Origin of the sequence: Flavobacterium sp. LS1P28 (assembly GCF_003970335.1) — a bacterium.
In the GTDB taxonomy this organism is placed as follows: Bacteria; Bacteroidota; Bacteroidia; order Flavobacteriales; family Flavobacteriaceae; genus Flavobacterium.
Genome location: NZ_RYDI01000004.1, coordinates 190,087 through 204,870 on the forward strand (window position 1 = coordinate 190,087; position 14,784 = coordinate 204,870).

Genomic DNA, 14,784 nt, shown 5'->3' on the forward strand with positions numbered 1-14,784 from the left:
ATATGACTAATTTTGATACCCCAATGGACTTCCAAGTAGAAAAAGATTTTGGAAATCATAAATTGAAATATATTAATTTAACCGAGATATGCCAAGGAGGACCAGAAATCGGAAATATAACTATTGATAATAAAGTTATACCATCTGCTTTTTTTGGTGGACCAGCAATTAGTGAGGATGATTTTTTGTATATTCCTATATTCGAAAAAGCTTTTTTTAAACGTGGTTTTAAGATATGCAGAATAAATTTGCAGACTTTAGAGACTATTACTTTTGGCAAAATTAAGGACATTATCTTCTTTGATAAAATTGAAAATAATGTTATTTATTATTATGAAGACTTAAATAGGAATAAAAAATCATTCTATACATTACTGGAATAAACAGTGTAACAACAGAAAAAAGCATAAAAACCACTTCCTTACGGAGTGGTTTTTTGTTATAAATCTAACGCATTAGAAAGCGTTTGTTTAAGTTTTACATTATAAATAGCCATATCAATAATACTAAAAATTGATTGTTTTTGTTTTTCGTCAAGCTGTTCAATTAGCTGTACTTTTTCGATAATAGATTTATCAATAGAATTTATATTCTCTAAACTATTTTCTTGAGTAAAAATATCGGCAAGACTTATGCCGAGGGCATTGGCTATTTTTTCAATAGAAGAACATTGCGGGTCTACTTTTCCGTTTTCAATTTTAGAATATTGGCTTGGGTTCATACTCAAATTAAGAGCTACTTCTTTTTGAGATAATCCTTTAGCTTCTCTTATTTTTTTTATTCTGTCTCCTATATTCATCATTAAAAGTATTTATAACTACACAAAAGTAATGAAAAACAGTCTAATTGTACTTATATAGAATTTTATTAAAAATATAAATGTATTTATATGTACATTTTTATATATTTGCACAATAGACAAATAAGTACAAAAGTTTTTATTATGGAGATAACTGATATAAAACAACAACTATCATTAGAAAGTGTTCTACAATTCTACAACCTAAAACCCGATAAAAACAATATGCTCCGTTGCCCATTCCACGAAGATAGTACAGCGAGTTTACAAGTAAGTTTTAGCCAGAATAAATACAAATGCCACGCTTGCGATAAAAAAGGCGACGTAATACAATTTGTGCAAGATTATGAAAAGCTAACCAAACACGAAGCACTAAAAAAGTGTACTACAATGATAGAAATAAGTCCAAAGTCAAATGTCCAAAGTCCAAAGCAAATAGTAGAACCAAAATCAACGACAATAGTAAACACTTACTTCCTTGAAAAAATGTTTTTAAGTTTTAGAAAAGGCTTGTTATGTAGTGAACCAGCCAAAGAATATTGCACGAGTAGAAATTTAGATTTTGATAAACTGGAAGTAGGTTTTAATAGTGGCCAGTTCCATCACGGCGCAAGAAAAGATGAAAAGTTAATCAATGATGCAATACAATGCGGACTACTGACAATGGCAGGAACCAACTCAAGAACAGGCGGACAAGCGTATAAACCTTTTGGCAATAAATCAATTTTGTTCCCACTCAAAAACAAAGAAAATCAAATTGTATCATTTTACTTTAGAAGTACGATAAACAATGAGAATGCAAAACATTTTTATCTGAAGAACAGACAAGGACTATATCCAAATTATCCAAATCCTGACACCAAAAAACTAATCCTTACTGAAGCTATAATCGACACCGCTAGTTTACTACAAATAGACGAAATAAAAGAAAATTATACACTACTTACAAGTTACGGAACCAACGGACTAAATGAAGAAATCCTAAACGCAATCAAACCTTTAAAACAGTTAGAGGAAATCATTTTCTTTTTTGATGGCGATAAAGCAGGAAACGAAGCCGTTACAAAATACGCTGAAATTTTACGAGAGTTACACCCAACTGTCACACTGAGCGCAGTCGAAGTGCCAAAAGACGAAGACATTAATAGTTTAATTATTGGACACGAAACAGACATTTTAATCCATTTAATCGACCAAAGAAAAGAACTACCTTTTTTATTTTCAATTGAAGAACACCCGAGCCTTGCAAAAGGCGAACAGGCGAAGCAAATTACAGTTAAGAAAGAAATTGAAATAGAAAAAAGAGAGCCAAAACTTCCAACTTCTAACTCCCAACTTCCTACTACTATTGACATTTTAAAACAAGATAATCTACTACAAGAAATCAATAAACTAATCGAACAAAGCGGAATAGTTGGAGAAGCAAACAGCCGATTATTACTATTTATAATTGCAAGTTCATACAAAACAAAACAGCCATTACACGCCATAGTACAAGGAAGCAGCGGAAGCGGAAAAACGCATTTAATCAGTAAAATTGCCGATTTAACCCCACAAGAAGACGTTTTACGATTTACACGAATAACAGAAAGCAGTTTGTACAATTGGGGGGAATATGACTTGGTAAACAAGCTATTAATCATTGAAGATTTAGACGGCTTAAAAGAAGAAGCCCTTTTTGCAATGCGGGAATTAATCAGCAATCAAAGGCTATCAAGTTCGGTATCTATTAAAGATAAAAAGGGAAATATCAAGAGTGTTAAGAAAGAAGTAAAAGGCGTTTTTAGTTCGTTAAGTGCCACAACCAAAGGCGATTTATACGAAGACAATATGAGCCGAAGTTTTTTGTTAGCCGTTGACGAAAGCCAGGACCAAACTGACAAAATCATAAGCTATCAAAACAAGCGAATAGCAGGGGAAATCAACGAAACCCAGCAAGAGAAAGCCAAAGAACAATTACAAAAAATACTCCGAGCTTTAAAAACAGAAGAAGTACAAAATCCGTATGCTACACAAATACAACTGCCCGAGAATGTACACAAAAAACGAAGATTAAACGAAATGTTCCAAAGCATTATCAAGCAAATTACCATCATCAACCAATACCAAAGAAGAACTCAAAATAACAGATTAGTAACCGAGATTGAAGATATAGAAAACGCAGTAGAAATACTTTTTGAGAGTATCATTTTAAAAATAGATGAACTAGATGGAAGTTTAAGACAGTTTTTTGAGAAACTAAAAAAGAAGTTTAAAACCGATGATTTTACACGTTTTGAAGCAATGGAAACCACAGGATTTAAAAAGACACAATTACAACATTACATCAATCAATTAGTACAACTGGAATACATCAAACAATTTGGACACGGCAACAAAGGCTATAAATATAAAATCTTCCACTTTGACGATATACAAAGCGTTAGAAAGAAACTCAAAGATCATTTTATAAAACAGATCCAAAATCTGAAACCGAACACTACCGAACACCAAACGAACACCAAACGAACACTAGAATTATCATAAGACTTTGGACTTTAGACTTTTAAACTTTGGACTATCTTGGCGTTCGGTCGAAATAAAAAGTATAACCTCAAAAACATCATAAGTAATAATGGATGATACAATAAATGACTTTAGAAGAGAATTATTAAACCTGGGATATAGTAAAACGGTAGTAGATAATTATCCAAAATATGCTCAAAAACTATTAGAATATACCAAAGAAACTGCTCTAAAAATAACCGACCAACATATAAAAAACCACTACCAATATCTAAAAACAAAACCAAGCAGAACAACAAAGAAAACCATAAGCGAAAGCCATATCTACAGCCAACTATTAGCCATTAAATTATACTTTGACTATTTAGAAAGAACCAAATACATCAAACAAAATCCATACACTTTACGAATAAAACAAGCCACCAAAAAAGAACGAATCATATTTACTCAAGAAGAAATCCAACTACTCTACAAAAACACTCAAAATTTAGAAGAAAAAACAATATTACACTTGTGTTATGGCTGTGGATTACGAAGAAATGAAGTGGAATTATTGAACTTGAAAGATGTAAATTTTGAACAAAAACTATTATTTATTAGAAAAGGAAAAGGCAAAAAACGCAGGGTAATCCCACTCACAGAAGCTATTGTAAAAGACTTAAAAGAATATTGTATTAATATTGAAACTATTAGAAAAGAAACCCAAGAAAGCTTTTTAATCAATATCCAATCAAACCCCATAAAAGGAAATACTATTTATAAAACTTTTAAAAAAGTACTTCAAAGAACCCAAAGCTTAAAACCCGAAAACTATTGTTTACACTCGCTTCGTCATAGTATTGCAACACATCTTTTAGAAAATGAAATGTCAATCGAAATGGTTCGGGATTTTTTAGGACACAACCAACTCGGAACCACACAGATTTATACACGAATTAATTTTTTAAAAACCAAATTACAGCAATGAGTATAGAGGATTTTTTAAAACAAAGTTTAATGCAAAGTTCTGTTAAAAGCTATATTTATGACATCAATAAATACAAAAAGAACAATAAAAATGCAGACAAATACGACTATCAAAAAGTAATGCAGCATATAGAAATTTTGCGAAATCAGCACAGTGTAAGCAATGTAAAAAGAGTAATCGCTTCCATCAAAAAGTATTATGATTATTTAATTGAAACAGGCAAACGAAAAGACAATCCAGCAAGAGCCATAAGAATACGAGACGGCAAAGAAAACCCAATCCAATTACAGGATTTATTTACTGAAAAAGAACTGCAAATATTGTTAGTTCCAAGAATAGAACGCTATCCATTTTTAACCAAAAGAAACAAAATCATAATGAGTTTATTGGTCAATCAAGGTTTAAGACTTGGAGAAATAGAACACCTAAAAGTAGCTGATATAGATTTAGAAAAAGCAACGATACAAATAAATAAAACAGGAATAACCAACGCCAGAAATTTACCTTTAAAAGCTGAACAAATCCTTTTGTTATATGAATTTATCAATCAGGACAGAAACAAGCTTAAAACCTTTAGAAATGATAAAAATGCTTTATTGTTAGGAAAACTAGGAACACCAATTACAAAAGAAGATGTTGATTATTTAATTAGCACGTATCAAAAACAATCCAAAAAGAAATTAACTACAACAACCATCAGACAAAGTGTAATAGCAAACTTATTTATCAAAAATAATGACCTCAGAATAGCACAACATTTTGCAGGACACAAAAGCCCGGACACAACAGAAAAGTATCGTCAAACAGGATTAAATGCTTTAAAAACGGCTATCGAAAAATTACATCCAATCAAATAAATTTAGGTTTAAAAAGAAACAATCTGCAAATAAACAGCAGAGGAATAAAGCGGTCTCCCTTCGGTCGCTTCCTTTGTTCCGCTGGGCTGTTCCAGTCAGTCGTTCCTCCTTCCATTCCACAGACCACTTGCCACCAAAAAAAAGAGCAGCTTTGAAAAAAAGCAGCTCTTTTTTTGTTGTCTGCGTTCCCAGTCTCCACACGGTCGCTTCCTGCGTTCGTCGGGGCTACTGCGTCCGCAACACAAACCCGCAAGAAAAATGCGGGTCAGTGTTTGCGTCCACCGCCCCTTATTTTTTCAGCGGTTGCTCTTTCGCACAGCCATCGGGGTTTGCTCCGTTATCACTTTGCATTTGAATAAGGAACGCCAAAGGCTGACTTATATTTTTTCCCCGCCGTTACACGCTCGCAGGACTTCTCTTCACTCCGTAAACTCCGCTTCGTTCCCGTCCTGCGGTGGCTGTTCGATTGCCGCAACACCGCGTGGCGCTCCTCGAAAAAAAATTCCGTAAAAACTCCATTTTTTTCTGCGGTGCTTCGGGGTGTTAAGTTGAACCGAATAACTCAATCGCCGTAAGGCTATGCTCATTTTTTTAGAAGAATGCCAGGGAAGTTTATCTAAAAAACAACGTTTTCGTTTTGGCATTCTTCCAAAAAAATAGAGCGCACGATTGAAGACAATCAGCGAAATTTTGGCAAACTCGGAATGTTCGCGCTTTTTTGGAATGGATAATCGATAAAATAATGGAACTTTTTTTTCAATTGAAATAAAAAATCAGCAAATCCAGACGAGCTTTTTTTTTCAACTGAAAACGATTACTTTTACCTCGCAGGAGGCAATGAAGATGAATGTTCTTACCAAAAAGGAAGCAGTCGCGCGAGGATAAATATTGAGCAGGTGCATACAAGTATAAATACAACGGCAAAGAGCGTCAAGACGAGCTGGGACTGAACTGGGATAGCTTTAAATATAGAAATTACGATTTTGCGATTGGGCGGTTTATGTCTATTGATCCCGTCAGTGAGGACTACGCCTATAACTCAACTTATGCATTCCAAGAGAATAAAATGGGAATGGGTACTGAACTTGAAGGTAAAGAATTACAGCTTCATAGTTGGCTAGCGATTGATGCTGCGGTAAACCCAAATGGTGTAGGTGCTCATACTATTGGAATAGGTGAAGGATTAGGAAATACAGCCAAAGGTTTGTGGAATTCAGTTACACATCCAATAGAAACAGCAAAAGGTGTTGGTAATACTGCTTTATGGCTTGCTGTTGGATCACAAGCTTCTGGAGCAGTAGATAATTTTCTTGGAACAAATTCAACAGGAGCAGGTAACAATCTATTAAATTCGGTAGTTAATGGTGGTAATAAGTTAGTTAATGGAAATGGACTTGAAAGAGGAGAAGTTATTGGAGAAGTTGCTGGAGCTGTTATCGGTGCTAAAGGTATTGGTGCAGGATTAAAAGCAGGAGCAGCAGCAATTACAACTTCAGATGGATTTTTGATAGGAGGAATAAACATAAAAGCTCCTATTGATATATCAGTTCAAAGGTTTGGCGGACAAATGTCAAGTTCTGGCACTAATTTTTGGGGTGCTAAGATAGGAACTAATTCTTTTGTCAATAGGACTTTTGGTGCTATTAAAACAGAATGGAATCCTCTAACGACATATACTGAAGGTGTAATTCCTAAAGGGACACCTATTAAAGCTGGAATAATCGGTCCACAAAGCGGAGGATTTTATCCTGGAGGGTCATTACAATTTATCACAAAATCAAAAGAAGTTATCGAGCAAACAACTAAAACAATTAACAGATAAGCTAATATGACTAATTTTGATACCCCAATGGACTTCCAAGTAGAAAAAGATTTTGGAAATCATAAATTGAAATATATTAATTTAACCGAGATATGCCAAGGAGGACCAGAAATCGGAAATATAACTATTGATAATAAAGTTATACCATCTGCTTTTTTTGGTGGACCAGCAATTAGTGAGGATGATTTTTTGTATATTCCTATATTCGAAAAAGCTTTTTTTAAACGTGGTTTTAAGATATGCAGAATAAATTTGCAGACTTTAGAGACTATTACTTTTGGCAAAATTAAGGACATTATCTTCTTTGATAAAATTGAAAATAATGTTATTTATTATTATGAAGACTTAAATAGGAATAAAAAATCATTCTATACATTACTGGAATAAACAGTGTAACAACAGAAAAAAGCATAAAAACCACTTCCTTACGGAGTGGTTTTTTGTTATAAATCTAACGCATTAGAAAGCGTTTGTTTAAGTTTTACATTATAAATAGCCATATCAATAATACTAAAAATTGATTGTTTTTGTTTTTCGTCAAGCTGTTCAATTAGCTGTACTTTTTCGATAATAGATTTATCAATAGAATTTATATTCTCTAAACTATTTTCTTGAGTAAAAATATCGGCAAGACTTATGCCGAGGGCATTGGCTATTTTTTCAATAGAAGAACATTGCGGGTCTACTTTTCCGTTTTCAATTTTAGAATATTGGCTTGGGTTCATACTCAAATTAAGAGCTACTTCTTTTTGAGATAATCCTTTAGCTTCTCTTATTTTTTTTATTCTGTCTCCTATATTCATCATTAAAAGTATTTATAACTACACAAAAGTAATGAAAAACAGTCTAATTGTACTTATATAGAATTTTATTAAAAATATAAATGTATTTATATGTACATTTTTATATATTTGCACAATAGACAAATAAGTACAAAAGTTTTTATTATGGAGATAACTGATATAAAACAACAACTATCATTAGAAAGTGTTCTACAATTCTACAACCTAAAACCCGATAAAAACAATATGCTCCGTTGCCCATTCCACGAAGATAGTACAGCGAGTTTACAAGTAAGTTTTAGCCAGAATAAATACAAATGCCACGCTTGCGATAAAAAAGGCGACGTAATACAATTTGTGCAAGATTATGAAAAGCTAACCAAACACGAAGCACTAAAAAAGTGTACTACAATGATAGAAATAAGTCCAAAGTCAAATGTCCAAAGTCCAAAGCAAATAGTAGAACCAAAATCAACGACAATAGTAAACACTTACTTCCTTGAAAAAATGTTTTTAAGTTTTAGAAAAGGCTTGTTATGTAGTGAACCAGCCAAAGAATATTGCACGAGTAGAAATTTAGATTTTGATAAACTGGAAGTAGGTTTTAATAGTGGCCAGTTCCATCACGGCGCAAGAAAAGATGAAAAGTTAATCAATGATGCAATACAATGCGGACTACTGACAATGGCAGGAACCAACTCAAGAACAGGCGGACAAGCGTATAAACCTTTTGGCAATAAATCAATTTTGTTCCCACTCAAAAACAAAGAAAATCAAATTGTATCATTTTACTTTAGAAGTACGATAAACAATGAGAATGCAAAACATTTTTATCTGAAGAACAGACAAGGACTATATCCAAATTATCCAAATCCTGACACCAAAAAACTAATCCTTACTGAAGCTATAATCGACACCGCTAGTTTACTACAAATAGACGAAATAAAAGAAAATTATACACTACTTACAAGTTACGGAACCAACGGACTAAATGAAGAAATCCTAAACGCAATCAAACCTTTAAAACAGTTAGAGGAAATCATTTTCTTTTTTGATGGCGATAAAGCAGGAAACGAAGCCGTTACAAAATACGCTGAAATTTTACGAGAGTTACACCCAACTGTCACACTGAGCGCAGTCGAAGTGCCAAAAGACGAAGACATTAATAGTTTAATTATTGGACACGAAACAGACATTTTAATCCATTTAATCGACCAAAGAAAAGAACTACCTTTTTTATTTTCAATTGAAGAACACCCGAGCCTTGCAAAAGGCGAACAGGCGAAGCAAATTACAGTTAAGAAAGAAATTGAAATAGAAAAAAGAGAGCCAAAACTTCCAACTTCTAACTCCCAACTTCCTACTACTATTGACATTTTAAAACAAGATAATCTACTACAAGAAATCAATAAACTAATCGAACAAAGCGGAATAGTTGGAGAAGCAAACAGCCGATTATTACTATTTATAATTGCAAGTTCATACAAAACAAAACAGCCATTACACGCCATAGTACAAGGAAGCAGCGGAAGCGGAAAAACGCATTTAATCAGTAAAATTGCCGATTTAACCCCACAAGAAGACGTTTTACGATTTACACGAATAACAGAAAGCAGTTTGTACAATTGGGGGGAATATGACTTGGTAAACAAGCTATTAATCATTGAAGATTTAGACGGCTTAAAAGAAGAAGCCCTTTTTGCAATGCGGGAATTAATCAGCAATCAAAGGCTATCAAGTTCGGTATCTATTAAAGATAAAAAGGGAAATATCAAGAGTGTTAAGAAAGAAGTAAAAGGCGTTTTTAGTTCGTTAAGTGCCACAACCAAAGGCGATTTATACGAAGACAATATGAGCCGAAGTTTTTTGTTAGCCGTTGACGAAAGCCAGGACCAAACTGACAAAATCATAAGCTATCAAAACAAGCGAATAGCAGGGGAAATCAACGAAACCCAGCAAGAGAAAGCCAAAGAACAATTACAAAAAATACTCCGAGCTTTAAAAACAGAAGAAGTACAAAATCCGTATGCTACACAAATACAACTGCCCGAGAATGTACACAAAAAACGAAGATTAAACGAAATGTTCCAAAGCATTATCAAGCAAATTACCATCATCAACCAATACCAAAGAAGAACTCAAAATAACAGATTAGTAACCGAGATTGAAGATATAGAAAACGCAGTAGAAATACTTTTTGAGAGTATCATTTTAAAAATAGATGAACTAGATGGAAGTTTAAGACAGTTTTTTGAGAAACTAAAAAAGAAGTTTAAAACCGATGATTTTACACGTTTTGAAGCAATGGAAACCACAGGATTTAAAAAGACACAATTACAACATTACATCAATCAATTAGTACAACTGGAATACATCAAACAATTTGGACACGGCAACAAAGGCTATAAATATAAAATCTTCCACTTTGACGATATACAAAGCGTTAGAAAGAAACTCAAAGATCATTTTATAAAACAGATCCAAAATCTGAAACCGAACACTACCGAACACCAAACGAACACCAAACGAACACTAGAATTATCATAAGACTTTGGACTTTAGACTTTTAAACTTTGGACTATCTTGGCGTTCGGTCGAAATAAAAAGTATAACCTCAAAAACATCATAAGTAATAATGGATGATACAATAAATGACTTTAGAAGAGAATTATTAAACCTGGGATATAGTAAAACGGTAGTAGATAATTATCCAAAATATGCTCAAAAACTATTAGAATATACCAAAGAAACTGCTCTAAAAATAACCGACCAACATATAAAAAACCACTACCAATATCTAAAAACAAAACCAAGCAGAACAACAAAGAAAACCATAAGCGAAAGCCATATCTACAGCCAACTATTAGCCATTAAATTATACTTTGACTATTTAGAAAGAACCAAATACATCAAACAAAATCCATACACTTTACGAATAAAACAAGCCACCAAAAAAGAACGAATCATATTTACTCAAGAAGAAATCCAACTACTCTACAAAAACACTCAAAATTTAGAAGAAAAAACAATATTACACTTGTGTTATGGCTGTGGATTACGAAGAAATGAAGTGGAATTATTGAACTTGAAAGATGTAAATTTTGAACAAAAACTATTATTTATTAGAAAAGGAAAAGGCAAAAAACGCAGGGTAATCCCACTCACAGAAGCTATTGTAAAAGACTTAAAAGAATATTGTATTAATATTGAAACTATTAGAAAAGAAACCCAAGAAAGCTTTTTAATCAATATCCAATCAAACCCCATAAAAGGAAATACTATTTATAAAACTTTTAAAAAAGTACTTCAAAGAACCCAAAGCTTAAAACCCGAAAACTATTGTTTACACTCGCTTCGTCATAGTATTGCAACACATCTTTTAGAAAATGAAATGTCAATCGAAATGGTTCGGGATTTTTTAGGACACAACCAACTCGGAACCACACAGATTTATACACGAATTAATTTTTTAAAAACCAAATTACAGCAATGAGTATAGAGGATTTTTTAAAACAAAGTTTAATGCAAAGTTCTGTTAAAAGCTATATTTATGACATCAATAAATACAAAAAGAACAATAAAAATGCAGACAAATACGACTATCAAAAAGTAATGCAGCATATAGAAATTTTGCGAAATCAGCACAGTGTAAGCAATGTAAAAAGAGTAATCGCTTCCATCAAAAAGTATTATGATTATTTAATTGAAACAGGCAAACGAAAAGACAATCCAGCAAGAGCCATAAGAATACGAGACGGCAAAGAAAACCCAATCCAATTACAGGATTTATTTACTGAAAAAGAACTGCAAATATTGTTAGTTCCAAGAATAGAACGCTATCCATTTTTAACCAAAAGAAACAAAATCATAATGAGTTTATTGGTCAATCAAGGTTTAAGACTTGGAGAAATAGAACACCTAAAAGTAGCTGATATAGATTTAGAAAAAGCAACGATACAAATAAATAAAACAGGAATAACCAACGCCAGAAATTTACCTTTAAAAGCTGAACAAATCCTTTTGTTATATGAATTTATCAATCAGGACAGAAACAAGCTTAAAACCTTTAGAAATGATAAAAATGCTTTATTGTTAGGAAAACTAGGAACACCAATTACAAAAGAAGATGTTGATTATTTAATTAGCACGTATCAAAAACAATCCAAAAAGAAATTAACTACAACAACCATCAGACAAAGTGTAATAGCAAACTTATTTATCAAAAATAATGACCTCAGAATAGCACAACATTTTGCAGGACACAAAAGCCCGGACACAACAGAAAAGTATCGTCAAACAGGATTAAATGCTTTAAAAACGGCTATCGAAAAATTACATCCAATCAAATAAATTTAGGTTTAAAAAGAAACAATCTGCAAATAAACAGCAGAGGAATAAAGCGGTCTCCCTTCGGTCGCTTCCTTTGTTCCGCTGGGCTGTTCCAGTCAGTCGTTCCTCCTTCCATTCCACAGACCACTTGCCACCAAAAAAAAGAGCAGCTTTGAAAAAAAGCAGCTCTTTTTTTGTTGTCTGCGTTCCCAGTCTCCACACGGTCGCTTCCTGCGTTCGTCGGGGCTACTGCGTCCGCAACACAAACCCGCAAGAAAAATGCGGGTCAGTGTTTGCGTCCACCGCCCCTTATTTTTTCAGCGGTTGCTCTTTCGCACAGCCATCGGGGTTTGCTCCGTTATCACTTTGCATTTGAATAAGGAACGCCAAAGGCTGACTTATATTTTTTCCCCGCCGTTACACGCTCGCAGGACTTCTCTTCACTCCGTAAACTCCGCTTCGTTCCCGTCCTGCGGTGGCTGTTCGATTGCCGCAACACCGCGTGGCGCTCCTCGAAAAAAAATTCCGTAAAAACTCCATTTTTTTCTGCGGTGCTTCGGGGTGTTAAGTTGAACCGAATAACTCAATCGCCGTAAGGCTATGCTCATTTTTTTAGAAGAATGCCAGGGAAGTTTATCTAAAAAACAACGTTTTCGTTTTGGCATTCTTCCAAAAAAATAGAGCGCACGATTGAAGACAATCAGCGAAATTTTGGCAAACTCGGAATGTTCGCGCTTTTTTGGAATGGATAATCGATAAAATAATGGAACTTTTTTTTCAATTGAAATAAAAAATCAGCAAATCCAGACGAGCTTTTTTTTTCAACTGAAAACGATTACTTTTACCTCGCAGGAGGCAATGAAGATGAATGTTCTTACCAAAAAGGAAGCAGTCGCGCGAGGATAAATATTGAGCAGGTGCATACAAGTATAAATACAACGGCAAAGAGCGTCAAGACGAGCTGGGGCTTAACATGTACGACTATGGTGCAAGAAATTACGACCCTGCACTTGGTCGTTGGATGAACATTGACCCATTAGCGGAGAAATCACGTAGGTTCAGCCCTTACACGTATGCTCTTAATAATCCCGTTTTCTTTGTAGACCCCGATGGGATGGAAGCTACTGATTGGATTAAAAAAGGTAAAGATATTTTTTATGATTCGGCTGTAACTTCCCAAGCTGAGGCAACTGCAAAATATGGTGAAAATGCTACACATTTAAACGAAGGATCAACTCTAACGGGTACTAAAGATGGGAAAACGGAATATCAATACACTTTTCATGATAATGGTACAGTTTCAAATGAAAATGGAGAAACAATGAGTACTAAAGAAAACACTAAAACTGAGGCAGGAACAACTATTATTGGTTCTGACAGGAAAAGCGGTTTTAAAGTTTCGTATGGGCTAAATGGAGCACTTGGTGGAGGATGGGGCTTTGATGCTGGTATTGTAAAAGATTCAGGAGGAAATGTTGGTTTCTTTTTAAGTAGTAATTCAAATGTTGGATTTGGAGCAGACACAGGTTTTAGTTTTGGTACTGTAAAATCACAACATACTGGTCCATTTTTATTAGAGGATACTGGAGGACAATCACTATCTGCAAGTGTTGGAATTGAATCTCCAATAGGGGGACTTGGTTTGAATTATGGAGGAACTTTTTCTTCAAGTTTGTCTCCTGCCCAAAGGCTTAATTTAGGAAATTATGGTACAAGCGATACTGGAAGAGGTAATACTGAAGGTAGTCGTTCTTTTGCAACCAGTCCTTCAGCAAAAGTTTCAGCTGGAGCAATGTATAGAAAATCAAACGTTCATGTATGGAGTCTGAATTAAAAGTTAATAGAAAAATGAGAATTATATTAACAACATTCATAGTGCTGTTAATTATATATTTTATTGTTAGTTTGTCTTTTGGCAAGTCTGAAAATTTAGAATCAGATAATATAAAAAAACAATCGTATAAAGGTTACATAGTAGAAAAATTTATTGATAAACCTGACCATTTTGGAAATAAAATCATTCTTAAAAATGGGAATAAACAACCTATACATTGGAAATTTTCAGTTTTTTTGGAAGTTGGAGATTCAGTTTTAAAAAAAGAGGGAGATTCATTTGTAACAGTATATAAAAAAGATGGGGAGCTGATTACTTATGATTTAGTACATAATAAGATTCAAAATGAAAAATAAATTTTATAGTTTTATTTTTATATGTTTTTCTTTACTTGTTATTTCTTGTGAAGCAAATTCTAATAATGTAAAGTTAGCTGAAAAGATTGCTGATGATTTTTATGTTTTAGAGAAAACAAAAGATTATAAATCAATTGACCTATTAATGAGTTATCAATTTTATCAGGTCACGCCATATGAAAAATTTGTAAACTTTTTAAAAGTTAAAAGGGAGGTTACAGGTGGTTTTAAACATAAAAAACTAGAAAGTTATAATGTGGTTATCATTTCTGGCTCAAATAATAGAATTGTATTAAATTATGAAGTTGAATACCAAAAAAAGAAAATGACTGAACAATTCATAATGGAAAATAATGATGGTGATTTTAAAATAATAAATTATGTTTTAAAATAGAGTATGCCAATTCCTGAACTGTTTCTTAACTGTATAGGTGCTATGCGAAGTTGGTAGTGTTTTGGACATGCTAACTTAGCCATCACATTAAGTTAAGAAATAATCTTAATTTTAGCCTATGAAACAAGTCCGCAAAATT

The 14,784-nt window shown here is 33.4% G+C and carries 13 protein-coding genes and 1 pseudogene; 12 read left to right on the forward strand and 2 right to left on the reverse strand.

Annotation, left to right across the window (positions count from 1 at the left end; all coding sequences use genetic code 11):
* Positions 1-2: 2 nt before the first annotated feature.
* On the forward strand, positions 3-383 hold the full coding sequence (locus tag EKL97_RS05650) for a hypothetical protein (protein WP_126568416.1): 381 nt from the start codon (positions 3-5) through the stop codon (positions 381-383).
* 56 nt (positions 384-439) lie between these two features.
* Here EKL97_RS05650 and EKL97_RS05655 read toward each other — a convergent pair whose 3' ends face one another.
* On the reverse strand, positions 440-802 hold the full coding sequence (locus tag EKL97_RS05655; protein ID WP_199742817.1) for a helix-turn-helix domain-containing protein: 363 nt from the start codon (positions 800-802) through the stop codon (positions 440-442).
* A gap of 141 nt (positions 803-943) precedes the next feature.
* Here EKL97_RS05655 and EKL97_RS05660 point away from each other — a divergent pair, with 141 nt between their 5' ends.
* The 5 genes and pseudogenes from EKL97_RS05660 to EKL97_RS05680 all read left to right on the forward strand — a co-directional run bounded on the left by EKL97_RS05660 (position 944) and on the right by EKL97_RS05680 (position 7,337).
* Positions 944-3,325: a CHC2 zinc finger domain-containing protein gene (locus EKL97_RS05660; RefSeq protein ID WP_158614918.1), complete on the forward strand. Its 2,382-nt coding sequence runs from the start codon at positions 944-946 to the stop codon at positions 3,323-3,325.
* 88 nt (positions 3,326-3,413) lie between these two features.
* Positions 3,414-4,271: a tyrosine-type recombinase/integrase gene (locus EKL97_RS05665; RefSeq protein WP_126568419.1), complete on the forward strand. Its 858-nt coding sequence runs from the start codon at positions 3,414-3,416 to the stop codon at positions 4,269-4,271.
* A gap of 29 nt (positions 4,272-4,300) precedes the next feature.
* Positions 4,301-5,128, forward strand: a complete 828-nt coding sequence (locus EKL97_RS05670; RefSeq protein ID WP_158614919.1) for a tyrosine-type recombinase/integrase — start codon at positions 4,301-4,303, stop codon at positions 5,126-5,128.
* Between the two features lie 916 nt (positions 5,129-6,044).
* Positions 6,045-6,950 (forward strand): annotated as a pseudogene (locus EKL97_RS05675) (hypothetical protein); the annotation flags it as partial.
* A 6-nt stretch (positions 6,951-6,956) separates the two neighbouring features.
* Positions 6,957-7,337, forward strand: coding sequence for a hypothetical protein (locus tag EKL97_RS05680; protein WP_126568416.1), 381 nt, complete (start codon positions 6,957-6,959; stop codon positions 7,335-7,337).
* Between the two features lie 56 nt (positions 7,338-7,393).
* Here the strand turns inward: EKL97_RS05680 and EKL97_RS05685 are convergent, their stop codons facing one another.
* On the reverse strand, positions 7,394-7,756 hold the full coding sequence (locus EKL97_RS05685) for a helix-turn-helix domain-containing protein (RefSeq protein ID WP_199742817.1): 363 nt from the start codon (positions 7,754-7,756) through the stop codon (positions 7,394-7,396).
* Positions 7,757-7,897: 141 nt separating this feature from the next.
* On the opposite strand from EKL97_RS05685, the gene EKL97_RS05690 reads away from it, so the two are divergent.
* The 6 genes from EKL97_RS05690 (at position 7,898) to EKL97_RS05715 (ending at position 14,645) form a co-directional block, all read left to right on the forward strand.
* Complete coding sequence (locus EKL97_RS05690) at positions 7,898-10,279, forward strand: CHC2 zinc finger domain-containing protein (protein WP_158614918.1); 2,382 nt, start codon at positions 7,898-7,900, stop codon at positions 10,277-10,279.
* Between the two features lie 88 nt (positions 10,280-10,367).
* Complete coding sequence (locus tag EKL97_RS05695) at positions 10,368-11,225, forward strand: tyrosine-type recombinase/integrase (RefSeq protein ID WP_126568419.1); 858 nt, start codon at positions 10,368-10,370, stop codon at positions 11,223-11,225.
* A gap of 29 nt (positions 11,226-11,254) precedes the next feature.
* Entirely contained in the window at positions 11,255-12,082 is an 828-nt protein-coding gene (locus EKL97_RS05700; protein WP_158614919.1) for a tyrosine-type recombinase/integrase, read from the forward strand.
* 952 nt (positions 12,083-13,034) lie between these two features.
* Positions 13,035-13,895 carry an RHS repeat-associated core domain-containing protein gene (locus EKL97_RS15800; RefSeq protein ID WP_233588553.1) on the forward strand — a complete coding sequence of 287 codons (861 nt, stop codon included), beginning with the start codon at positions 13,035-13,037 and terminating at the stop codon, positions 13,893-13,895.
* Positions 13,880-14,251: a hypothetical protein gene (locus EKL97_RS05710; protein WP_126568424.1), complete on the forward strand. Its 372-nt coding sequence runs from the start codon at positions 13,880-13,882 to the stop codon at positions 14,249-14,251. The genes EKL97_RS15800 and EKL97_RS05710 overlap by 16 nt, the downstream gene beginning before the upstream one ends.
* Positions 14,241-14,645: a hypothetical protein gene (locus EKL97_RS05715; RefSeq protein ID WP_126568426.1), complete on the forward strand. Its 405-nt coding sequence runs from the start codon at positions 14,241-14,243 to the stop codon at positions 14,643-14,645. Before EKL97_RS05710 ends, EKL97_RS05715 begins: the two co-directional genes overlap by 11 nt.
* The last annotated feature ends 139 nt before the right edge of the window (positions 14,646-14,784 follow it).